The following is a 23,059-nucleotide window of genomic DNA, read 5'->3' on the forward strand; positions in this document are numbered from 1 at the left end:
TAAAATGAATGCCAGGCCATTGATGTTCTTTGGAACGACGAATCTCGATCTGTGCTTCAATGTCGAGCGGCTCCCAACGCCGGGTGAAAGCCTGATGGGTGCGTTGACCCGTAACCCCGGAGGAAAGGGCGCCAACCAAGCCGTTGCGGCCGCCCGGCTCGGCCTAAAACCACACTTCTACACGCATCTCGGTGATGATGATGCCGGTCAGTCGCTTTTAAAATCGCTTATGGAAGCGGGCGTTCGCACTGAGGCAATTACGGTCTGTGCAGGCGAAGTCTCGGGCTTGGCCGTGGTAATGGTCGCTGACGACGGCTCCAACATGATCGTCATAGACCCAGGCGCCAATTCGAAGGTGGGGCCTGACATGATCGAGAGCGCAACCAAATTCATAGAGCGCGATGCAATCGTCGTCGCGGAAATGGGTATGCCGATCGTCGCACTCAACCGACTGTTCGAGATGAAGCGTGAGAAAGGCTTCGATCTTATTTTCAATCCAGCTCCGGTGAGGCCAGGTCTTCCATCGACTGCATGGAGAAACGTTGATTTCGTCACGCCGAACCAGACGGAAGCCTTCGAGTTAACCGGCATTGAGGTTTGCGACTTCGAGAGCGCTGCACGCGCGGCGGAAAAGCTGCTTGATCTCGGGCCGGTCGCCGCGCTGATCACCCTCGGAGCGCAAGGAGCTTACTATGCCGACGGTACGGGCTCCTTTTCTCTGCGAGCTTTTCCGGTCAAGGTGGTCGATACCACGGCCGCGGGAGATGCTTTCAATGGAGCATTCGCGGCATCGCTCGCTCAACGGCTGCCTCTTAAGGAAGCGGTTAGAAAGGCGCTAGCCGTTGCAGCCTTGTGCGTAACACGGCGCGGCGCTCAAAGCTCAATGCCGACGGCTCAGGCAGTTGACGAGTTTCTTCAGTCTCAAACGATCTTGGAGTTGGAATGACCGAACAGTTCTCAGTTTCCGACCGAACGGTGCTCGTCACCGGCGCCGGCGGCGGTATTGGCTCTGCCATTGCCAATGCGTTTCGCCAGGGGGGCGCGAACGTCGTCGCCACCGATGCTAACTTAGAGAACCTCAGAGACACTCTGCCAAGGCTGCCCTATGGCAACGGCATACTTCCCATGGCGATGGACGTCGCGCGCGAGGAAGACATCGGGCGGGTCCTGGAAGACATTGCCAAACACTTTGGTCGGCTGGACGTGCTGGTCAATAATGCAGGCATTAAATCCGCCCAGGCGCTGCTCGGTGGAAACTCCGAGAAAATTGAACGTACGATCCAGATCAACTCGGTCGCTGTCCTGCGCTGTTCAAAACTTGTTATTGAGCGCTTCATGAGAAACAGGGGCGGCCGTATTGTCAATGTCGGCTCCTCGTTGTCCTCGCAAGGCGCAGTGTTCAACTATCAGGCTGGCGGAAGCGACTATTGTCTTTCGAAGGCAATCGTTCACGACGTGACCAAACTGCTTGCCTACGAATGTGCGCCCCTTAGCATCAATGTGAACGCGATCGCTCCCGGCATTATTGATACTCCCATGCACGGTCGCCCGCGGGAGGAGACCGAAGCGCGCCACAGCGGCCGTATTCCGTTGGGACGTGTTGGAGTGCCCGACGATATCGCAGGGCTTGCCGTGTTCCTTGCCAGTCCTGCAGCTTCCTACATGACAGGGCAGATCGTTCATGTGAACGGCGGGATGCTGATGAATGGTTAGCCCAAGCTCTCATCTCAATTGGCCGCCTATCGCGGGGGTCATTTCGGACCTCGATGGCGTCCTCTATCGTGGAGATGCCGCAATCGCCGATGCGATAGAAGCGTTTGGTCGATGGCAGGCGGCCGGACTGCCGTTCTGCTTCGTGACAAACAATTCGACGCACACGCCGGAGGACGTCGTCCACAAGCTGGAAGCGTTTGGACTTGCGATAGGACCGAACGAAGTAGTTACCAGCGCGATTGCGGCCGCAGAGCTCGCGCGAACGAATTACCCGGGCGCGAAACGGGTATATGTTATCGGCGCGGCCTCGCTCTCGAACGCGGTCGCCGCGGTCGGGCTGGACGTTACTGACCGAGAGCCCGAGATCGTCGTAATGGGTCTCGATCGCCACATCACACATGAGAAGATGCGGATCGCCGTTGAGGCGATCTTAAAAGGGGCCGCCTTTATCGGAACCAACCCTGATCTCCTCTTGCCGACCGCCAATGGATTCGAGCCGGGGGCAGGAGCAATGATTACCGCGGTGGCCGCAGCCACCCGGACCAAGCCCCTGATCGTTGGGAAGCCCGAACCGCACATGATCGAAACTGCGCTTTCCCGCCTCGGGACGGTGCGCAGCGCCACACTGATGATTGGCGACCAGATTGCAACGGATATTCAGGCCGGTAAGGGAGCTGGTCTTCCGACTGTGCTGGTCACGACCGGCGTTCCGCGCCGAGAGGATCCCGCACTCGCGCGACCAGATTTCATCGTATCGAGCCTGGCAGAGATTGAGGTCGCAACGGCGCTGGTTGGATCCCCGCGACAGAGGAGAGCGTGATGGCCGATGTTCGTCTCCAAGGCGTCAGCAGGCCTGCGGGGCGATCGAGATCCTGCGGAATATCGACCTGACATCGACCATGGTGAATTCGTCGTGTTCGTCGGGCCATCCGGGTCCGGGAAGTCGACGCTGCTGCGCATGATTGGCGGGCTGAAGCGAATTGGCGGTGCGCGGTTGCTGATCGATAATGAAGTCTTCAACGATGTTGACGCGGCTGATCGTAACCTCGGGATGGTCCTTCAGAGCTATGCTCTCTATCCTCATATGACCGTCAGCAAGAATCTCGCCTTTCCTCTGCGTATGGCGAAACTTGGTAGAACAGAGATTGACGGCAGGGTTGCGAGAACTGCGTCGCTGCTGCAAATCGACCATCTGTTGGATCGCAAGCCTCGCCGACTCTCCGGCGGGCAACGGCAGCGCGTTGCAATCGGTCGTGCGTTCAGATCGCCAAACTTCACAAGCAGCTTGGCAATACGATGATTTATGTGACGCACGATCAAATCGAAGCAATGACCATGGTGGACAAAATCGGCGTGCTCAAGGATGGCATGATCGAGCAGGTGGGTAGCCCACATGATCTCCACCACAATCCGGCGTCCCAGTTCGTCGCGGGATTCATCGGTTCGCAGGATGAATCGGGCATGAACGTTCGGCTGAATTCGAGTGTGGTGATCTCGGTTCCCGTGAAACCGGACAACTCGCTGGTCGGGCAGCCGATCGCGCTTGGCATACGGCCCCATGATTCCTTGCCACCTTCCAAGAGCGACATCGTAATCGATCTCGAGCTTGACCTGGTCGAGCGTCTCGGCAGCGTCACCCACATTTACGGCAGCGCCGGAAAGAGTCTGTCGTGGCAAAAGCGCCAGTCCCCGAGCTGCTCAATAGATCCGGCAACGTTCGCCTTGCGGCCTCGCCGGCGGACTGCCATCTGTTCATGATGTACGGAAAAGCCCCGCGACGGTTGCAAGCGCCTGGAAAATGGAGCTAATTTTATCTGGTGCTGGCCGGCAGCAAACTCGGTCGTTAGACACGGGCGGGTGGAGGTGAAGGGAGACGGTATCAAGCAGTTCTTCCGGAACTCCCGTTCCTTTGTGCTGGGGGCGGGCATCGGATCAGGCATGGCCGCAAGAGCGGCCGAGCGAGCAGGAGCAGATTTCGTCCTGGCGCTCAATGCCGGTCGATTCCGCGCGATGGGCGGCTCTTCGCCCGCTTCCATCCTTCCAATCCGCAATACCAACGATTTCGTGGCCGGCTTCGGTCGGTCCGAGATCCTGCCCAGCACGAAATTGCCGGTATTCTTCGGTGCGTGTACCTTTGATCCGCAACTCGACATTGATCGTTGGCTCGACCGGATCAGCAAATGGGGTTTTGCGGGAGTCACTAACTTTCCCTCCGTCATCCACATTGATGACTACAGGAGATCATTGCTTGAGAAGTCCGGCCTGGGTTACCCCCGCGAAATAGAGCTGCTGGTGAAGGCGGCAAAACGTGGCCTGATGACTATCGCCTATACTCGGACCCAGTCCGAAGCAAGGCGCATGGTTGAAGCCGGTACTCAGGCCATCTGCATCAATTTCAATCTCAACCGTGGCGTTGAAAGCGCATCTGACCCATCGATCAGCTTGTCGGAGCTTGCCGCGCGCACGAGCGCAGTCGCGCGTGTGGCTCAATCCGTCGACCGAAACGTGATCTGCCTCCTTGGCGGCGGGCCGATAACGAAGCCGGACGAACTCTTGGATATCTGCAGCGAGACGGGCGTCAAGGGTTTTATCGGGGGCTCCTCGCTCGATCGCGTCCCGCTGGAGATGTCGGTCCTTGAGATCACCTCGGGATTTAAAACTCTTCACTTGTTGCGGGAGAAGGTCGACCTCCTCGAGCGCCAACTCCAGTTGAGCGGCTTCAGGCATGGCATCATCGCGCAGTCCTCAATCATGAAACGCGTTCTTGAGACCGCAAAGCGTCTAGCCTCTCATTCAAGTCCGGTGCTCGTTTGGGGCGAGCCCGGCTCGGGCAAACGAAGGATAGCCAGCCTGGTCCACGCCTTCAGCGATCGCAAGCACGCGAACGCAGCGCTGTTTCAATGCCGACCCGGTCCGCCCATCGATACGGTCGGTGCGCTTTTCGGGGCCGAGCGCGACCAGAACAGAAGACGCCAACTGTCGCTGCTGGAAAGTGCAAGCGATACGACTGTATTGCTGCTGCATCTCGATCAGCTTTCGCGTGATGGGCAAGAACGGCTCGCCGATTACCTCGAGACCGGCAGTTTCGCGCCCTTGAACGGCGCATCCATTGTGCGCTCTGGCGCTCGAATCATCGCAACTGCCACGGTTGCACGCGCAGCGGCCCTTCAAACGGTGTTGTGTCCCCGCCTGCTCGGCTTGTTTTCGGGGCTCGACATCAAGCTCCCCGCCTTGCCAGACCGATTGGAGGACCTTCCACAGCTGGTTCAGCATTTCACGGTCGAGGCAAAGGGGGACTCGAACGCCCAGACGCTCGCGCTCGAAAATTCGGCATTTTTGGCGCTTGCTGGCCATGATTGGCCCGGCAACCTCAGGGAATTGCGCCAGATCGTGAACCAGCTGGTGACGCTTCCGGATGCGCATATCAGCGCAGGCATCCTGAGGCCACTGTTGAATACGCCCGCACCGACTAAGCCGAAAAATGCATTCTCGGAGCGGGAGTGGATCATCGAAGGCTTGAAGCGAAACAGGCTTCATCGCGGAAAGACGGCGCGTTCTCTCGGGCTTTCTCGAAAAACCCTCTACAACAAAATCAAGAAGCTGCGGATCCTAGAGTAGCAGTCCGGCCGTTCAGTCTGCTCAGCCAAGCGATTTCGAAGCGATCCCCTCCAGAGACGTGAATACTTGTCGTGGCGAGCGGCGGCCCAACCAACCAGATGCTCTCTCTTTGGCTAGGCCGATTGCTGCTGTCGAGCTGCGCTGATCTCGGCTGAAACACCGAGGGCAACATCGCTGGCTTGAGGAGTTTTCCTCCATAGCATCCCATCGCACCATACGTGCTCTACGCGGCCCCACTTGCAGGCTGCTGCAAGGTGAGGGAAAAACCCACGCCCATGGTTATTGGCGCTCGTATTGCAAAGCAGCGGAATGCCCGTCAGCGCTTCATATTCGACCAGAAGCTCGGCGACTTTGTGTTGAGAAGTCCTGCTGATCGTCTGCAGTCGCGCAGATCCGTCGAGATGGACAACGGCGGGGATTTTGTCCCGCCATTCTGCCCGAGTCTGGTGATCGAAAAGCATGTAAGGATCCGGCGTTCCTGGATCGAAAATTTCCGGCGCGCGATCTTCCAGGCAGATCGGCGCCACTGGCCGGAAGTGCTCGCGATGCTTGATGTCATTGAGATAGTCCTTCATTCCCGGCGATGTTGCGGCTGCAAGAATGCTTCTGCTACCCAATGCCCGCGGTCCAAGCTCGGCGCGGCCGGCAAGAAAAACCACCGGCTTGTCGCTGGCGAGAATAGTCGCCAGTTCATGCATATTGCAGGGCGAAGCATCCCATTCTGGCGGCACATCACTACCTTGCAGCGCCGGACCACTGTAGACCGACCACTGCAACGGCATGAGGCCTTTGTCCGCTACCATTGCACAACAGGCTGCACCGATCGCGGAGCCACTGTCATTTGGAAATGGCGGTACCCAAACAGCATCGAACAGTCCTGCCGAACGTAGTGAACTGTTCCATTTGATATTGAGGCCGCAGCCGCCTGCTATGCACAAATTGCTAGCGGAAAAGTCCGACTGCCGTTGCAAAGCATTCGCCATTTTGTGCACGAGCAGGCGCTCGAGGAAACAATGAAAGGATGCGAGCACATCCTCGGCCGCCTTGGCCTTCAACCGCGGCGCACTTGCGTCGAAGAAGTCGTGAATGGTCGTAAGCTCAAACTCCATGCTCCCGAGATCAGTACGGTAACTCTCGCGCTTGGTATCAGCTTCAAAGTGCTCTTTGTAGAGTTCCTGAAAGACCGTGATGATGTTTTCGTCGACGGAGCCGAGGGCGATATAGGCCATCAGCTTGCCGGCGACACCTAGATCGAGCTTGCCGGCGCCGCCTGGATCCACCTTGCCGGGTTTACCCAGGTCCCAATTGGTACGATTAGCCCGCTTGTATGGCCCAAAATGAAGGCCCGCAGCGGCATAGATGTGCCCAAACAGCGGGAATAAACTGTCGATGAACCGGGCGCCTCCGCGTCCTACATGATAGAGTCGTGGGTAGGTGCCCCCATCCCACACGAGGCAGAAAGCAGGCTGTCCGGCTTTGGCAAACGGGCTGGTGCAGTATGCGGCCGCCACGTGGCTGGCCACGTGAGGATAGCTCTTATAGGGGAAATCCCTGCCGTCGAGCCTAAGGCCAAAGCCATCGCGAGATGTGAGGAGGGCCTCGGGATGGGGTTCAACATAGGACGCCCCCTTGAGCGTGACAGGAGCCACTCCGCTGCGGAGTCGGTATTGAGCTTCCACTTGCCCCAGCCAGCCGTCGAGGACGAACTGATCAACGTCCCGCGCATCCAGACCGTGCTCTGCCAGAGCCATGACGACTGCATCGAGATTGTCTATCGTCTGATAGCGCGGATTGTTGCTCCGCTTCTCCTGCTCGATACAAAAGACGAGCCGACCGTCCTCGATCAGGGCGATCGCTCCGTCATGCGTCAGCTTGATACCGCAGATGCGCATAATGCCTCCACTTTGATGCCGGCAATTCGATGAGTTAAAGGATCACGTCTGGATTTCGAGAACTTGCGATTGAGCAATCGCCGTTGTCCCGACTGATTCTCGGGCCGCTCGGGCTAGACCGCGATCACCATCGGTCACGGTCGCATGTCCACGGCCAATTCCGTCGTCAGAGATCCGATTGCTGATGGCGCGAGCGTAGTGCACGACTTCGCCGATCGAAATCGGAGGCCCCGGACTAATGCCGCGTTCGCGACCCGGCAATGCGCCGGGGCCGGGGTCGCCGTTCTGCGCCCTAATGCGACCTTGAGCTTCGTGATCGCAGGGTCAATGTGTAGCATGCGCGTCAACGCTCTTGCTCTTTGTCAGTACGGAGGCACTGACTTGCTTCATCAGATCGGCGCATTCTGGCAGCATTTCTTACTCTCGCATGGCTCTTCACAGGAGGCGACGTATTGGTCGCTTCAAAGAGCGTGCCAACAGCCAGCGCTGCTTTTCTTAGCCTATTGCTGTCCAGCGCGTGTCGCGTAGCGAACGGGTTGTCTTGAGACCGACAGTGACGATGCAGACGCTCAGGATACTTCGGTGGCGCACCGCAATTGTTGACAGCGCGAGGCAGCTTTGCTTCTCTCGATGGAGAATCCCCGTTGGAATCGAGATCTGCGGTACGGCGGATCTCTCCGGCCAATCGCCTCCGCATTTTGACGCCAAGCAGCTGGTTGGAAAGGGACGATGACGATTCAGGAGAAAATGCGTTTGCGCGAATCTCCGACAGGCGACGGCGGAGCGAGAGGTCCGCAACTCGACTTTAGAAGCGGCAGCTGCCCGGAGTTACATTAGCGCGTCGCACGGGCTGCGCGCCGTGCAAGTTCGAACCCGCAAATACCTCCGCGACAGAGCCGCCTTGGTTGACCCATGCTTGACGGTAGCCGCTTAAGAGGGGGGCTCGAGGCCCCGCCTTCAGTCAATTTGATTGAGCTGAGCCTCTCTGCGCCTAGTCTCCACACGGCGCGACCCTGTTGCATTTCCAGCGGTCCCGACATCTGGCTTGAGACAATTGTAGCCGGACAAAATAAAGCCACAGCGACTATCCGATCTGCGGCTATACGATCTTGACAACGTAGGCAACGACCGAGCTAGTCATCTGGCTTGCTCGGCAGATTGGTTCACCGACGAGTTCACAATGCCGCGCGGCGCGCAGTAGTATCGTGCTGCGGCTTGTGCACTATTCCTGGCCGACACTATCCTTGCGCGTTTGTCGGACATTGCGATGCGAAGGCGGTTTTGCCTTGAACACGCATTGTCGCTTGAAGGCGTCGAGGCCCCCCCGCTGTTTTTTGACAGTGCACGCCATATTGTCAGCCTCCGCTCCCGCCGCTAAGCCGCTGGGTTCTCCTCAGCATCGGTGAGGAAGGCAGGTCAGGCGCTTGATTGCGTGCAGCCGGTCTTGCTGACATCGAAAACTGCGTTCCGACCATCAACTTCTCGGATCGAGATCAATAGTGAACAGCGACTCATTGACGATAGACATCCGTGAGTTCCTGGAGCTCTGGCAGCGGACCTTCAACAGGCATACGCCGGATTGTCTGCTTGCTTTGTACACGGATGATGCGATTCTGCAGGGGACGTCGAGTGCAAAGCTTTATATCGGGGCCAAAGAGATAGCCACTTACTTTCGTGGTGGCGCTAGCGTGAAAATGGGTGTCTGGCACTCTGTCACGTTGGCGCACGATGTTGTCCTGGTCGCGGGCAGCTATGTCTTTTCACAGACATCGAAAGGCCATCAGCAATCAACGCCGGCGCGATTCTCCTTTGTACTGCGCCGTCAGGACGACACATGGAAGATCGTGCATCATCACTCATCTGCCAACCCAACCGAGCCACGCGGCATCGCGCAGTTTGAGCATTGAATAACAAACTCAAGCGCAAATCGGCATTCGGCCCGTGCAATTGCAGGTTCAGGATCCTAAAGGCGCCGTTTGCTCAGGGGCTTTCACGAACTTCCTAAGTTATGGGCTGCTCCTCTTTAAGACGAGAGGCGGCCATACGATCGGGCCATACGAGTTCTTCGGCTCTTCATTTTGTTAGGTGCTCTGACGCGTAGCGGACGAGCTTGCCTGCCGCCTGGCGCGCGCGCCTTTGCTCTTCTTTTTTGAACAATGCGTTCACGTCGGCAGCGGCGATGGCCGGCCCGCAGGGCTTTTGCCGCGCCGGTTATGGCGTCGCATCTACGATTCGGCATGGCATTTCCTCTTCGTCCATCGGCGCCCCGGCCCGGCGCCGAACAAGAAGTTCAGACGGCACGCGTGCGAAAATTCTGCTCCACCTCGCCACTTTCTTGGCAAAATTACCCAGATTTACCCACTGGGGGCAGCCGAAGCCAGGTCCGGCCAACCTGCAGTCGACTAGCCTTGCCGAATTGAGCCCATCGCAGAGTGGGTCTGCCCTTGAGATTGCAGGAGCGCCCAATGTCAATTGTCCCGCCCACGCCCGCGCAGTTGCGAGATGTCGCTTCACAATGCGGTCTTTCGCTAACTGACGAGGATATCGTCTCCTTCCGCGGACTTATCAACGAATCCCTCGATGCCTACAGATACATCGAAGCCGTTCCGGATGAGTTGCCTCCAGTAAAATATCCACGCACCCCGGGGTATCAACCACCGCCGGAAGAAAATCTGCACAACGCTTGGTACCGCAAGGCGAGAGTCGAGGGAGCGCCGAGTGGAAAACTCAAGGGCAAGACCGTCGCTCTGAAAGATAACGTCATGTTGGCTGGAGTGCCAATGATGAACGGCTCGGCGACGCTCGAAGGATTCGTCCCAGACATCGACGCAACCATTGTCACTCGAATGCTCGATGCGGGCGCCGAGATCGCAGGTAAGGTTCATTGCGAATGCTTCTGTACATCCGGTGGAAGCCACACTGGTGCGCTCGGACCGGTTCATAATCCTCATAGGATGGGTTACTCTGCGGGCGGTTCGTCTTCGGGTTCGGCCGTTGTCGTGGCGCTTGGCGAAGCCGATATGGCGATCGGCGGCGACCAGGGCGGCTCGATACGGATGCCGTCGTCGTTTTGCGGCATCTACGGCATGAAGCCCACCTGGGGTCTTGTCCCCTATACCGGCATCATGCCCAATGAGTTGACGCTCGACCACACCGGCCCCATGACCGCAACGGTCGCCGACAACGCCTTGCTATTGGAAGTAATCGCTGGAGACGACGGGTACGATCCACGCATCAAAGCGCCGAAAGTCGAACAATATACCAAAGCACTCGGTCAAAGCATCAGCGGATTGAAGATCGGCGTGCTGAAGGAGGGTTTTGAGCAGCCGGGGGCGGAAGCCGATGTCAATACAGTTGTTCGTGAAGCGGCCAAGCGCTTCAAGGATCTCGGGGCCTCGGTGGAGACGGTATCTGTACCAATGCACCTGCAAGGCGCGGCAATCTGGACGCCGATCGGCACCGAGGGCGCCACACAGACCATGATGTTCGGTGACGGCTTCGGTACCAGCCGATCAGACCTCTTCTCACTGTCACTCATGGACTTCCATCGAGGTTGGCGACAGAAGGCGAACCTCCTGTCAGAGCAGGCCAAGTTGTTCCTGTTGCTCGGCACCTATGTGAACAACACGTACGGGCCCCGCTTCTACGGCAAGGCCGTCAACGTCTCTCGCCGCCTGACCGCAGCTTACGACAGGGTCCTTAAGGACTACGATCTCCTTCTTCTGCCGACGACGCCCATGAAGGCGACGCAACTTCCTCCCCATGATGCCAGCCGCAAGGATTACATCACTCGCGCGACGGAGATGTTCACCAACACCGCTCCGTTCAACATCACGCATCATCCAGCGATGTCGCTGCCGTGCGGAATGCTGGATGGCCTACCCGTCGGCATTATGCTTGTTGGCCACCACTTCGACGAGACCACCATCTATAAGGTGGCGCACGCGTTCGAACGGATCGGAGACTGGAAGAAGATGTGACCAGGGCAATGTCGTTGACGACAACAGACCATCGTGGTGTCCGCGGCATGTTGTGGAGCTCTGCGCGTCGCCGGGATGGCCCGTTCCGACGTTAGGCAAACCCGCTATGAGAGTCGAATTCGTCGGTCGCCAATACGCAATGGCTTGGCTAGCAGACGGATTGAAAGAAAGGCCAATCATCTACAGCGAACCAATACGAGGAGGGTGCATCAATGCGTAGAATATCGACTTGCTTTCTTGCGACCGTCGCATTCCTGGGAGCTGCCGGCAACGCGATCGCCGAGGACGTCCTATCCGAAGTGTCGACACTAGAAAATGAGTATTTCAACAACTGGTCGCAAGGTGCCGAACAAGCCGCAAAAGCCCTCGGTCTGAACTATCGCATCCTTTCGGGCAAAGGTGATGCGGCAAAGCAAATCGAAATCTATGAGGCCCAATTCGGCGCTGGTGTCAGGATCACGTTCGGCGAGAATCTCGTTGCGGCGAACATAAAGCCCATCGTCGAGATGGCCAAGAAAGTCGGTGCGGTGCATGTTGCTGTTTGGGAGTCGTTGCCTGGCTTCCATCCTTTGGACGCGGGGTTAGATAACTACGCTTTTGCGACGTTCTTCTCGCCCGATGACGTCGAAAACAGCTATAGAATCGCAAAGTTGCTTTTTGACAAGATCGGCGGAAAAGGCAACGTCGCGCACATTACTGGTTTTCCAGGGGTTGATGCGGACATCTCCAGAACTGCGGGCTTCGATAAAGCTCTAGCCGAATACCCCGATATCAAGCTCATCGCCCGCCAGCCTGGAAAATGGAATCAGGTTGACGCTCGCAAAGTCATGGAAGACCTGTTGGTGGCGCACTCCAAGATTGACGCTGTCTTCGGGCAAAACGACTCGATCGCACTGGGCGCGATGCAAGCCGTCGAAGATGCTGGTATGCGTATTCCGATCGTCGGCCTAGATGGCAATCGAGAGACCCTCAAGCTGGTAAAGGAAGGTCGCATTCTTGCGACAATGGGCTTTACCCCGCAGTGGCAGGCGGGTTTTGCACTGGTGCGTGCATACGATGTTGCCAAAGGATTTAAGCCGGGCCCATGCGAGCGCATGATGTATACGGGAGCCACGCTGATAACCGCTCAAAATGTAGACAAGTATCAAGCATTTCTCGCCGGCGAGAAGCTTCCGTTTGATTGGAGAAAGATGTCGCGGGTTCTTCATCCCGACGATTGGGATGCTCAAAACTATGTGTGGCCGATCGATGTGAAGACGTATTGGGGAGCTCGTACGCCGGCCGGATATAAGTTCCCGAAGGCTTATCAAGATGCCGTCGACGAAGGTTGCGTCGATCAGCTCAAGGCGGAGTATAATAACCACTATCACCAGCGTATCCCCGAGTGACGCCGTTGATGCCCCTCTCCATCGAGAGGGGCATCATGTTTACCTTGCTTTTGATGGATCGCAAAAATGCTACAAGCGTCGCGGGCCGGTTGCAGGGATGGCGAGTTAGGGCGGCGGGCAATAACCATCTTCGTCTTCATGCTTGCGATTGCAGCATTTGGTCTCGGGGCTCCGTCGTTCGGAACGCTCGCAAATATCAGGGCTATTGAACTATCGAGTTCTGTCCTTTTGCTCGCATCCATCGGCGCGACCTTTGTAATCCTGATGGGCTCGATCGACCTGTCCATCGGAGCTGTTGCTAGCTTTTGCGGGATGTTGGTCGCGCGCCTATCACCAGACCTGGGTCTATGGTCGGTTCCCATCGCATGCGTGGTCGGCTTGGTGTTTGGTGCGATCAATGGGCTGGTTTATGTCCACCTCAGAATTCCCTCGATTCTGGTAACGCTTGGAACCGCAACAACCATTTCAGGGGCAGTGCTCTTCATTTCAGATGGCCGGTCATTGTCCGTATCGAACCCAGCCGTAATCGATATGGCCCAAGGCGCACTGGCGAATGTGGTCCCCAATGCGGTGCTGATTTCGGCAGTGATCTATGGTGCTGCAGTCCTCATAGGTGATCGCACGCGTTTTGGGCGAATGACGCTCGCGATCGGTAGCGACGAGCAAATTGCTGTCCTCATGGGAGTGAGGGTCAATACGATAAAAGTCCAGGCGTTCGCATTGTCAGGCCTTCTTGCCGGTCTTGCCGGAGTCCTGTTGGCGGCGCGTCTAGGATCCGCCACTGTCACAATGGGCAGTTATATGACTCTCGATACGATCACCGCGGTGGTCGTTGGTGGAACCGCGATTACAGGTGGCTCTGGCAACGTGCGCCTGACGATCATCGGGGTCCTTTTCATAACGACTTTTTCAGACGTCATGAACATTCTCGCTTTGCCGCCCTATCTGCAAACAATCATTCAAGGAACCGTCATTCTGCTGGCCGTTCTTCTGAACACGCGGCGAGCGAGCGCGGAGGACGTGAAATGAATGGCGTGGCCGCGCCGATCTACTCAATGCGTAACGCCTCGAAGCGCTTCAATGGCATTGCCGTGGTTGAAGGCATCGATCTCGATGTGTTTCCCAATGAGATTGTTGGTATTGCCGGCGAAAATGGGGCAGGCAAATCAACCACACTCAAAATGATTGCCGGCATCCATGCACCGAGCGCCGGAAGTATGAGACTGTTTGGCAAGAGCTTCAGCCCTCTAAGCTATACCCATGCTGTTGAGGCCGGAATTTCGATGGTCTTCCAGGAACAGGCTCTTATTCCAAGCCTGGCTGTCTACGAAAATATATTCCTCTCGTTAGAACCCTACTTTACCAGTCGGCTAGGCATCGTCGACAGAGATGCGATGATAGCCGTGAGCGAAAGACACCTCCAAAATCTCGGTCTTGGCTACATCGATCCGCGCCGCCGCACGGGTGATTACGCCTTCCATGATCGGCAGATGATCGAGATTGCCAAAGCTTTCGCGTTGGCCGAGCATTTTCATATCGATCACCCAATCATCCTGCTCGACGAACCGACTGCGGCAATCGGCGAGCGAGAGATCAAGATTCTCTTTGAATCAATTCGTCGATACCGTCGTCGCGCGTCATTCATGCTTATTACTCACCGTCTCGTGGAATATGTGGAGCTATGCGACCGCATTTACGTGTTCAAGGATGGACGAAATGTTGGCGAATTCGCAGGAGAAGAGATCTCCGAACAAAGCCTTCATCGGGCGATGGTTGGACGAATACGAGACGACGAATACTTCATGGAAAAGCGCCAGCGAAGCGTGGGCGGCGCGCCAATCGCGATTTCAGCTCATGGTCTAAGCGGCCCAAACGTCAAGAATGTCAGTTTTGAGATTCGCAAAGGTGAGATCCTTGGAATTGGAGGTCTCGTCGGATGCGGCAAAGAGGCTGTTGCCAGGGCCGTCGTCGGTTTTGAGCCCTTCCCCCCAAACGGCACGGTGGAATTGGACCGCGAAGCCTTGCCGCTTCGCGGACGTGGAAAAGCGGCGATCAAGCGCGGGGTGGGTTTCGTACCCAAGGAACGCAAGAGCGAAGGCATCGTGCCTTACATGTCGGTTCAGGCAAATATGTCGTTGGCCTCGCTTCCGCTCGTCTCGAGCCTCTCTGGGTTCCTTTCCCGCTCCCGAGAAAGGCGCCTGGCCGAAAAGTACATCAATCGCTTGCGTGTGAGATGCAAAGGGCCAACACAGCTTTGCCAGTTTCTTTCCGGCGGTAATCAACAGAAGGTGGTGATCGCCAAATGGCTGGCCCGAAAGGTTCAAGTGCTCGTCCTCGACAATCCCACGCGGGGGGTCGACGTCGGCGCCAAGCAAGAGATCTACAGCGTTCTGAGGGACTTGGCTGAGGAGGGGGTGGCTATTCTTCTGGTTACAGACGATCTGCCTGAGCTGATTGGAATGTCAAACCGCATCCTCGTGATGCGAGAGGGAGAACTTCAGTTCGAGTGCAGCGCGCCTGCCGACAATAAGCCAACGGAGCAGGAACTTGTCCAACACATGGTATGAGCCGCAAACGGCTGGGTCGAGATCAGCTGCGGAAGGAAAATTGCAGATCGCCCAGTTTTATGACCGTCGCCGTGTCATCATAAATGCGCTCGGGCCATTGTTGCTGCTGATGGCAATGGTCACGGTATTCGCGCTGATCAACCCGCGCTTTCTAAGTTGGATAAATCTTTTCAACCTGATGCGGCAGTCCTCGATCCTGCTGATCGTCTCAACAGGCATTACATTTGTAATTCTTATGGGAGCGCTCGATCTTTCCGTCGGAGCCATTGTGACGCTCGTGGCCATTTCATCTGCGGTTCTGATCCGTGACTTCGATGTCGGTGCAACCGAGGTAGCCTTCGCTGCAGCAGGCATGGGAGCGCTTTGTGGTCTTGTAAATGCTACGCTCGTTCTTCGTCTCCGGCTTCCGTCCTTCGTCGCCACATTGGGCTCAATGACTATTCTTGGCGGCATTTCGACGTGGATCAGCGGGGGTGGCAATGTGTTTTTCCAAAGCCCGAACCTCACATGGATTGCTTCAGGCTCCATGATCGGCCGTATTCCGAACTCCGGAGTTTGGGCGCTCCTCATTTTTGCTGTGGCTTCTTTTGTCGGTGCGAGAAGCCACTTCGGAAGAGCCCTGTTTGCGATCGGGGGGGGCGGCCTAACCGCGCGACTTTCGGGTATTGACGTCCTTCGTACCAAAGCGATCGCTTTTGTTGTCAGCGGAATGCTTTGCGGCGTTGCGGGCTTGCTGCTCGTCGCGCGAACATCAACCGGAACTTCGCGTATGGGTGATGATCTGTTGCTTCAGGCGATCGCCGCGGTCGTCATGGGCGGAACTGCGCTATCTGGAGGGGCGGGGGGAGTCCATCGCACCCTGACCGGCGTTCTGGTCATCGCCGTACTGCAAAATGGTCTCAATATCGCGGGCGTGCATACATACCTGCAAATCATGGTGACGGGGCTCATCGTCGTTCTGTCTGTTACAATAACTCTGGATCGATCTCGGCTAGCCTTTATTAAATAGTCCAGCATTGTCAGGAGCGATATTGAACGGAGAACCGCCAGCGTCCAACGCGCTTGATATGGACGCGCGTGGTGCAGAAAAGGTATCGGCTTAACTGCTCGCGTTGTTGGTAAGAAGATCCGGACAGCCGATAATGCCCGTCGGCGCCCTGGCGGCGGCGGAATCGAATAGCGCGTCGAGCGCTCCGTTTCTGGATGCGTCAGTCGAAATGCCTGTCCAACTTGCTGCCGGCTCGGTGTCATCTTAAATGCGGCCCTATGAGATGAGCTTGCCGACGCGATACATCGCCGCGAGCATGCGAGTGCGGGATTGACGTCGGTAGCTAAGTCAGCGGTCGGCCCTTTGAGATATCTCCTCGAAACATCGCCGGTTGCTGTTCGAGCGCGTGTTTGCCGCGAGTCCCCTTTGGATTGGGAAAAGCTGACCCGGTCTCCTGGCGGCGAAGTGCCCGCTGCGCTTTGACAGCCGCGCGGGAGCGGAGTGCCGGCGAGCCTTGTTATTCTCCCCGTGCGACTCCGCAAGCTTGTGCTTTCAGGACGTGGCTAAGTAGCTGTCGCATTAGACCGGGACGAGAGTTGCGTCTTATACGGCGGTTACCCAACGTTACCCAAATGCGGGTCTCGCGGCAGTGATCGCTCGGGCCATCGTCTGGATAATAGCAATCGGTAACCAAAATCCGCTCTGACCTCTTGGGTCTGATCTCCGGGGTGAGATCTCTTGGGTCCGCTGGCAGACCGGTTCGTCTGCTTTCTCCCGAGACTTGAGCCGCTGCCGGAGAAATCCGGCAGCGGTGTTTTTTTGATCGGCACCATGCCGCTATTTTTGCGGCAGTGATGGCGAGGTAATTGCCGGCAAGATCGACGGCCCACGGCAAGTAGTCACCCTGAAAATCCGCCTTACACGACCGCAGTGAGCGAAAAGGGCGGGCGACGAACAGTTATTGGGCCGATGTGTTCACGGCGAGCGGCGCCGGACGGCATGTGACAAATGTATCCGGCCCTCCCGAGCCTTGAAACAGGCTAGCGAGATCATCCTTTGGAAAGCGTACTGTCTTGATGCCGAGTGCCTGAACCCGGTCGCAAAGGTGCATGATCCCGAAAAGTGGAAACCGGCTTTCCGAAAAAATCATGCTCAAACAAAGAGATGAGATTATGATGCGATTCCGTGGAAACGCATCATGAGCCAACGCTCCGATCTCGAGCCGTCTGTGCTTCCGGCGCGTAGCAGGCGTCTTGGAGCCCCCCATTGATCCCGTCCGCACCGGCTAAGCCGGACAATGCGTTTACTCAGCAAGTATGAATCTTGCGGAAAGATGGCCAGTCCTAACGGGCTTCTAAGAAAATCCTCTGCAAAAAATGAAAAAGCTTGCGAATCATAGAGTAGCGGTCCGGCTCGTCACGTCGCTGAGGTTTGCCGTTTCGATGCGCTTCCGTCCAAAAGCGCGAACATCGGTAATGTCGATCCATGCAGGCCAAGGCTTACTAGCTCCATCTCCTCGCTCATCGTCCGTGTAAGAGCTTCCTCTGGTAGATGGATGAGCCCCTCCAGATGGGCACCAAGTCGCTTCTCCGCCGCGGTAATTTCAGAATCGCTGGCGATGGCGAACAGCGCCTTGAATCCAAGGCTCGTGAACCATTCCATCCGCCGAAGTTCGAGCTCCTGTGCCGCATCAATAGGTACGCCCGCTGCCGACCGCTCGATCAAAGATGCGGGCGGGAAATTGGCAACTCCGGTGATGCCGGCATCTTTCAACGATTCGGCAATGTCCTCCCAGCACGCAAAGGGGTCGATCATCAATATCGCCGCATAGACATGAGGCGCGGACGTTGCTTTGTTGAGGCTTCGCAGGTCTCGCAAAAGACACTCGTTCCAGTCTAGGATCGGCAAGGTCGCCATGACCAGCAGGGAGCCGTTTGGAAGGCTACGCAAAGACGGGGCGTAGACCTGCAATTGTGATCCTTTAGCTATGGCCGACATGTGTATGGCAAGCTTGCCAGTAGCTCTCGCCCTCATCGCTTCTACCCAATCTTACCCATTTGGTCGCCTCACCGATCTTATACGCGGGTAAGGCCGGGTCTAGACCGTCCATTGTAAGGAATGGTCTGGGAGGAAGATCGTGTCGCACCATTGCACGGACGACCAAAGGTCGGGCCGGGATGGTAAGCTTTCTGGACAGCCGACCGGATTCATCACGGACGCTGTTGCGATCGTTGCCACGCTGGATACCAAGGGCCGCGAGGCGTCTTACCTTGCGGACCTCATCGAGGCGTGTGGTCGCAAGACCATCCTCATTGACGTCAGTACGAAGAGAGATGACGGCGACAAACAGGCCGATACAAAGGCGCCCGCCGAACTGCTGAAGCAGATTGCGGAAAGCGCGCGCGCAAAGGTTGGCGATCTTCTCGGATCGGCAACGATCAGCGCGATTGTCGGAGTTGCGGGCGGCAAGGGAAGCGCAGTTTTCGCCGAGGTTGTGTCTGACCTGCCCTATGGCTTTCCAAAGCTGCTCGTAAGCAGCGCGAGGCCGGCACTACTCGCTGAATTGGCCACCCACAATGACATTATCCTTTATCCGACGCTGGTCGATCTCTTCGGCATCAACGCCTTTACCAGAAGAGTGCTCGATAACGCGGGCCGAGCCATTGCCGCCATGCGCTATGCCCCCATCAAGACTGGACGAGACAAGAAGATCGTCGCGATCACCGCCTTCGGCGTGACAACGCCTGCGGTAAATCAGTGCGCAGCGCGGCTTGCCGACGGTGGGCTAGACGCGATCGTCTTTCCAGCGAACGGGGCGGGCGGCCGCAAAATGGAGCAACTGATCGCGGCTGGTGAATTCGACGCCGTCATTGATTTGACTACCACGGAGCTCGCAGACGAAATCGTCGGAGGCACCGCGAGCGCCGGCCCGGATCGACTGAAAGCAGCGTCGAAGCAAGGGATACCGCAAGTGATTGCGCCTGGCGCGGTCGATATGGTCAATTTTGGCCTGCCATCGAGCGTTCCTGATCGGTTTCGCGGACGCCGATTTCATGCCCATACGCCTTACACCACGCTCATGCGCACAACTGCGTGTGAGAATGCGAGCATTGGCCGTCTCACGGCCGAACGGCTCGCGCGAGCAAAAGGGCCAACTATTGTCCTTTGGCCGGCGAAAGGCGTGTCCGATTACGACCGCCAAGGCGGCATTTTCCACGATCCCGAGGCCGACAAGGCTTGGCTAGCTGCGGTCAAGGCAGATCTCCCCGCGCACGTGATGGTCCGCGACCTGAACTGTCACATCAACGATGGCGAGTTCGCCGAGGCAGCCGCGGCCTGGGTTCTGGAACAACTCACGCAAGGAGATTCATCCGATGCGGATGTTTGAGCGAAGTGAAATTCTTTCCAGGATTGAAGGGCAGGTGGCGGAGCGAAAAGCAATTCTCGCGGCAGGAAGTAGCTGTGGCCTGGTCGCCAAATGCGCCGTCCTTGGAGGTGCCGACATGCTGGTCGTCTACTCGACCGGCCTGTCGCGTCTGATGGGGCTTCCGACCAGCCGGATTGGTGATTCCAACGCACGGACATTGGAACTCGCGGCGGAAATCCGTAACGTGGTCTCTACGGTTCCGGTGGTTGGCGGTATCGAGGCTTGGGATCCTCTCCGGCTCGACCTCGATGCTCTCTTGGACAAATTCTGGGCTGCTGGGTTTTCCGGCGTCATCAACTATCCGACGATCTCCACGATGGGTGAGAATTGGCGGGAGCGCCGCGGCCGCGTCGGGCTCGGCTTTGAACGTGAGGTCGAACTGATCGCTTGCGCGCGTAAAAGGAATATCTTCTCGCTTGCCTATGTCGCAAGCCCGCAGGACGCCAAGGCGATGGCAAGTGCAGGTGCCGACTGCATCGTCCCACATGTTGGCGCAACGCGGGGCGGGCTCGTGGGTCACGAGGACGGGCAATCCATAAAGGATGCGGTCCGACGCATCAACGAGATCAACGCAGCGGCGCGAAGCGTTCGGCAGGACGTGCTCTCGCTTTGCCATGGTGGGGCAATTGCCGAACCTGAAGATACGATCGAAGTCTATCGGACGACCCAGTGTGTCGGCTTTGTTGGTGCATCGTCAATCGAGAGAATTCCAATTGAGCGCGCGGTGAAAGCAGCGGTGGCGGAATTCAAAGCTGCTCCACTTCCGCAAACTCATTGACGTTCACTGCAACACGTGCAGCGAGGCCGCATGAACACGCAAAATAATCGGGCTAAACCTGATTCGATCGCTTTCGTCTCCAAAGAGGTGGCTAGACCGGGTCAGGACCGGGAAACAGATGTCCTCGTGATCGGCAGCGGTGCCGCGGGCTTGTCAGCTGCGCTGTTTGCGGCAAAAGCCGGCCTTCGCGTAATAGTATGCGAGAAATCTCCGCGACTTGGCGGCACGACAGCCTTGTCGAATGGCATGATCTGGGTTCCTCGTTCTGCTCAGGCGCGTACTGCAAACATCAATGATTCCATCAACAATGCCAGCACCTACCTGCAGCATGAACTTGGTAAATACTACCGCGCTGAATTCATCGACGCCTTTCTTCAGGACGGTCCGCCGGCGTTGGCAGCGCTCGAGAACGGGACGGATGTCAAGTTCACGCTGGCCGCTACGCCCGATTATCACTCGAGCCAAATTGGCGGCGTTGACAGGGGCCGTGCCTTGAGCCCTGCTCCTTATGATGGGCGGCTTCTAGGCAAGGACTTTGATCTGATTGGCGACCCCATTCGGGTTCTGCTCGGGGGCATGATGATCTCATCAAGTGAGGTCAGAAGCTTCCTCAACCCGTTCCAATCTGTTGCCTCGTTCAAGCACGTTTTAACTCGCCTGAGCCGCTATGCACGGGATCGGCTGAGTTTCAGGCGTGGTACTGAGCTCAGCGGAGGAAATGCCTTGATCGCGCGGCTGCTCGTGAGCTTGCGCAAGTATGATGTAGAAATCTGGCCATCTTCTCCAGCCCTCGAACTCAGCAAGGAGGGCGGGCGCGTCACGGGTGCCGTTGTCAGGCGGTTCAATCTGGACACTCGCGTGCGTGCCTCGCGTGGCGTTATTCTCGCATCTGGTGGCTTTGCGGGGAATGCGCAGTTGAGGGCCGACCTCAGTGGTGCACACCAGCATGATCTTACGTTGGCCCACGCCGACGTCAAGGGCGACGGCATCGGACTTGCAACCGCACTCGGAGCCGCCATCGACAAAGATGTTGCTTCCGCCGGTTTCTGGACCCCGGTGTCGATCTTGAAACGCGCGAGCGGCTCGCAAATTGTCCCGTACGGCTGGCTCGATCGCGGCCGGCCTGGGGTCATTGCAGTTGGCCCAAATGGCAGACGTTTCGTCAACGAATCGAATTCGTACCACGATATTTGCCTGGCAATGTTTGAGAACGGATATCCAGCAGATAAGCGGTTCTACTTTATCTGCGATCACCAGTTTGTACGATTGAGAGGCATGGGACACTTGCTGCCATGGCCCTGGACGTTGAGCATCGGAAAATACGTCCGCCTCGGCTACATCAAGGCAGGCCGCACGATTGCCGAGCTCGCAAAGCAGCTGGAACTGGATTCCGTTGTGCTGCAAAAGACGATCGAAGAACACAACGTGCATGCCGCCCAAGGACGGGATCCCTTCTTTAAGCGCGGGGAATCGGCTTTCAATCGCACGCTCGGCGATCCGACTATGGGAACAAATCCAAACCTTGGGCCAATCAAAAACGGACCGTTCATCGCGTTGCCGATCGTTCCGGCAACGCTTGGCACGGCGAGCGGACTGGCGACCGACAGTTACGGAAACGTTCTTGATGCACAAGGCAACGCAATCATGGGTCTTTACGCCTGCGGCAATGACATGACTTCGCCGATGCGCGGAATCTATCCCGGCGCAGGCATAACAATCGGTCCCGCCATCGTCTTCGCATATCGCACTGTCAACGCAATGGTGCTGTCCACTGATCAGGAGCAAAAAGCGGTCGCTTCCGGAGCTTGACTGTCAACGCACCGGCTTGGCAGGGATCATGTGTTTGGAGCCGACCGCGCGGATTGACGGGATGGGAGGTCGGTCCGTTTCCCATCATAAGCTCTTGGCAGAGGTGGGGACCGGCCCGCCAGATTGACGAGGTAGCGGTCGCGTTCGAACGTACTGCGGGGAAGGCGAGGATCACCGCAGCTCTTCGATGTCTTGCAAGGAGCAGAGCTTAGATAGGTGTTCCAGGGCATATGACAGTAATTGATCGTCCAACAGGTCGGCTGCGCAGTGACGAACCGAAGATGTCGGGACGAGCTGCGCAGTCGTCTGCTTTCCCGGGCCGATCGCAATCCGCTGGCCGCGAGGCAGTGATGCAACTCGACAAGATCGATTTTCGTCTTCTTGACCTCCTCCAACGAGATAATCGCCTCTGTAGCGAGCAACTCGGTGGGAAAGTCGGCCTGTCTGCATCCGGAGTTCAGCGTCGGCTGAAGCGGCTTAGATCGAGGGGAATAATAGAAGCGGACGTTTCTATCATTTCTCCAAAAGCAATTGGACGAAATGTGACGGCCGTGGTTCTCATTTCCTTGGAGCGCGCTCGGGCCGACACCGTTGATCGCCTAAAGCGTAAAATTCGCAAGATGCCGGAGGTGATGAGCGCGTTCTACGTTACAGGTTTGGCTGACATCGTCTTGCTCGTCACAGTCAACGATATGGAAGATTACGAGCAGTTTGCCAGGCGTCTGACAGACGAAAGCTCAGACATAAAACGCCTTGAAACAATGATTGTCATGGATCGGTTCAAGGCAGGATTCACCTTACCAATCACGTCCATCGCATGGTGTCGAGCGACCGATGAAGAGGACACCAACTCCTCAACTGCCATCGAACGCGGTCTTTAAATCGTTGCGTTGGACCTG

Annotated in this window: 16 protein-coding genes and 1 pseudogene; 15 read left to right on the forward strand and 2 right to left on the reverse strand. The window is 57.1% G+C overall.

Annotated features, from left to right (window positions below):
• The first annotated feature begins 4 nt into the window (after positions 1-4).
• The 5 genes and pseudogenes from ACVIGB_RS41020 (at position 5) to ACVIGB_RS41040 (ending at position 5,331) form a co-directional block, all read left to right on the forward strand.
• Entirely contained in the window at positions 5-946 is a 942-nt protein-coding gene (locus ACVIGB_RS41020) for a ribokinase (protein WP_456718380.1), read from the forward strand.
• Positions 943-1,713: an SDR family NAD(P)-dependent oxidoreductase gene (locus tag ACVIGB_RS41025; RefSeq protein WP_456718379.1), complete on the forward strand. Its 771-nt coding sequence runs from the start codon at positions 943-945 to the stop codon at positions 1,711-1,713. The genes ACVIGB_RS41020 and ACVIGB_RS41025 overlap by 4 nt, the downstream gene beginning before the upstream one ends.
• On the forward strand, positions 1,706-2,533 hold the full coding sequence (locus tag ACVIGB_RS41030; protein WP_456718378.1) for an HAD-IIA family hydrolase: 828 nt from the start codon (positions 1,706-1,708) through the stop codon (positions 2,531-2,533). The genes ACVIGB_RS41025 and ACVIGB_RS41030 overlap by 8 nt, the downstream gene beginning before the upstream one ends.
• Positions 2,533-3,521 (forward strand): annotated as a pseudogene (locus ACVIGB_RS41035) (ABC transporter ATP-binding protein). Before ACVIGB_RS41030 ends, ACVIGB_RS41035 begins: the two are co-directional and overlap by 1 nt.
• A gap of 49 nt (positions 3,522-3,570) precedes the next feature.
• Entirely contained in the window at positions 3,571-5,331 is a 1,761-nt protein-coding gene (locus ACVIGB_RS41040; protein ID WP_456718377.1) for a phosphoenolpyruvate hydrolase family protein, read from the forward strand.
• Between the two features lie 113 nt (positions 5,332-5,444).
• Here the strand turns inward: ACVIGB_RS41040 and nodU are convergent, their stop codons facing one another.
• Positions 5,445-7,223: a nodulation protein NodU gene (gene nodU / locus ACVIGB_RS41045; protein ID WP_456718376.1), complete on the reverse strand. Its 1,779-nt coding sequence runs from the start codon at positions 7,221-7,223 to the stop codon at positions 5,445-5,447.
• Between the two features lie 1,499 nt (positions 7,224-8,722).
• Here nodU and ACVIGB_RS41050 point away from each other — a divergent pair.
• From ACVIGB_RS41050 to ACVIGB_RS41075, 6 genes are all read left to right on the forward strand, one after another.
• Positions 8,723-9,130 carry an SgcJ/EcaC family oxidoreductase gene (locus tag ACVIGB_RS41050; RefSeq protein ID WP_456718375.1) on the forward strand — a complete coding sequence of 136 codons (408 nt, stop codon included), beginning with the start codon at positions 8,723-8,725 and terminating at the stop codon, positions 9,128-9,130.
• Between the two features lie 558 nt (positions 9,131-9,688).
• Positions 9,689-11,203, forward strand: coding sequence for an amidase (locus ACVIGB_RS41055; RefSeq protein WP_456718374.1), 1,515 nt, complete (start codon positions 9,689-9,691; stop codon positions 11,201-11,203).
• A gap of 212 nt (positions 11,204-11,415) precedes the next feature.
• Complete coding sequence (locus tag ACVIGB_RS41060; protein ID WP_456718373.1) at positions 11,416-12,591, forward strand: sugar ABC transporter substrate-binding protein; 1,176 nt, start codon at positions 11,416-11,418, stop codon at positions 12,589-12,591.
• A gap of 66 nt (positions 12,592-12,657) precedes the next feature.
• Positions 12,658-13,620, forward strand: coding sequence for an ABC transporter permease (locus ACVIGB_RS41065; RefSeq protein ID WP_456718372.1), 963 nt, complete (start codon positions 12,658-12,660; stop codon positions 13,618-13,620).
• The gene (locus ACVIGB_RS41070; RefSeq protein WP_456718371.1) at positions 13,617-15,158 is read left to right on the forward strand and encodes a sugar ABC transporter ATP-binding protein; all 1,542 of its coding nucleotides are present in this window, start codon (positions 13,617-13,619) and stop codon (positions 15,156-15,158) included. The genes ACVIGB_RS41065 and ACVIGB_RS41070 overlap by 4 nt, the downstream gene beginning before the upstream one ends.
• A 40-nt stretch (positions 15,159-15,198) precedes the next feature.
• Complete coding sequence (locus tag ACVIGB_RS41075) at positions 15,199-16,167, forward strand: ABC transporter permease (protein ID WP_456718370.1); 969 nt, start codon at positions 15,199-15,201, stop codon at positions 16,165-16,167.
• A 1,395-nt stretch (positions 16,168-17,562) separates the two neighbouring features.
• Here ACVIGB_RS41075 and ACVIGB_RS41080 read toward each other — a convergent pair.
• Complete coding sequence (locus tag ACVIGB_RS41080) at positions 17,563-18,117, reverse strand: hypothetical protein (protein WP_456718369.1); 555 nt, start codon at positions 18,115-18,117, stop codon at positions 17,563-17,565.
• A gap of 166 nt (positions 18,118-18,283) precedes the next feature.
• Here ACVIGB_RS41080 and ACVIGB_RS41085 point away from each other — a divergent pair, with 166 nt between their 5' ends.
• The 4 genes from ACVIGB_RS41085 to ACVIGB_RS41100 all read left to right on the forward strand — a co-directional run bounded on the left by ACVIGB_RS41085 (position 18,284) and on the right by ACVIGB_RS41100 (position 23,041).
• A complete protein-coding gene (locus ACVIGB_RS41085; protein ID WP_456718368.1) occupies positions 18,284-19,534 on the forward strand; it encodes a Tm-1-like ATP-binding domain-containing protein in 1,251 nt (416 codons plus the stop codon).
• A complete protein-coding gene (locus ACVIGB_RS41090; protein ID WP_456718367.1) occupies positions 19,521-20,351 on the forward strand; it encodes a phosphoenolpyruvate hydrolase family protein in 831 nt (276 codons plus the stop codon). Before ACVIGB_RS41085 ends, ACVIGB_RS41090 begins: the two co-directional genes overlap by 14 nt.
• A gap of 30 nt (positions 20,352-20,381) precedes the next feature.
• A complete protein-coding gene (locus ACVIGB_RS41095; RefSeq protein WP_456718366.1) occupies positions 20,382-22,160 on the forward strand; it encodes an FAD-dependent oxidoreductase in 1,779 nt (592 codons plus the stop codon).
• Positions 22,161-22,510: 350 nt separating this feature from the next.
• Positions 22,511-23,041, forward strand: coding sequence for an Lrp/AsnC family transcriptional regulator (locus ACVIGB_RS41100; RefSeq protein ID WP_456718365.1), 531 nt, complete (start codon positions 22,511-22,513; stop codon positions 23,039-23,041).
• Positions 23,042-23,059 lie beyond the last annotated feature (18 nt).

It is taken from the genome of Bradyrhizobium sp. USDA 4341 (genome assembly GCF_054063755.1).

Coding starts and splice junctions, on each gene's coding strand:
- ACVIGB_RS41100 (WP_456718365.1), top strand. CDS start 22,511: ATGCAACTCGACAAGATCGATTTTCGTCTTCTTGACCTCCTCCAACGA.
- ACVIGB_RS41065 (WP_456718372.1), top strand. CDS start 12,658: ATGCTACAAGCGTCGCGGGCCGGTTGCAGGGATGGCGAGTTAGGGCGG.
- ACVIGB_RS41070 (WP_456718371.1), top strand. CDS start 13,617: ATGAATGGCGTGGCCGCGCCGATCTACTCAATGCGTAACGCCTCGAAG.
- ACVIGB_RS41060 (WP_456718373.1), top strand. CDS start 11,416: ATGCGTAGAATATCGACTTGCTTTCTTGCGACCGTCGCATTCCTGGGA.
- ACVIGB_RS41025 (WP_456718379.1), top strand. CDS start 943: ATGACCGAACAGTTCTCAGTTTCCGACCGAACGGTGCTCGTCACCGGC.
- ACVIGB_RS41090 (WP_456718367.1), top strand. CDS start 19,521: ATGCGGATGTTTGAGCGAAGTGAAATTCTTTCCAGGATTGAAGGGCAG.
- ACVIGB_RS41055 (WP_456718374.1), top strand. CDS start 9,689: ATGTCAATTGTCCCGCCCACGCCCGCGCAGTTGCGAGATGTCGCTTCA.
- nodU (WP_456718376.1), bottom strand. CDS start 7,223: ATGCGCATCTGCGGTATCAAGCTGACGCATGACGGAGCGATCGCCCTG.
- ACVIGB_RS41095 (WP_456718366.1), top strand. CDS start 20,382: ATGAACACGCAAAATAATCGGGCTAAACCTGATTCGATCGCTTTCGTC.
- ACVIGB_RS41020 (WP_456718380.1), top strand. CDS start 5: ATGAATGCCAGGCCATTGATGTTCTTTGGAACGACGAATCTCGATCTG.
- ACVIGB_RS41030 (WP_456718378.1), top strand. CDS start 1,706: ATGGTTAGCCCAAGCTCTCATCTCAATTGGCCGCCTATCGCGGGGGTC.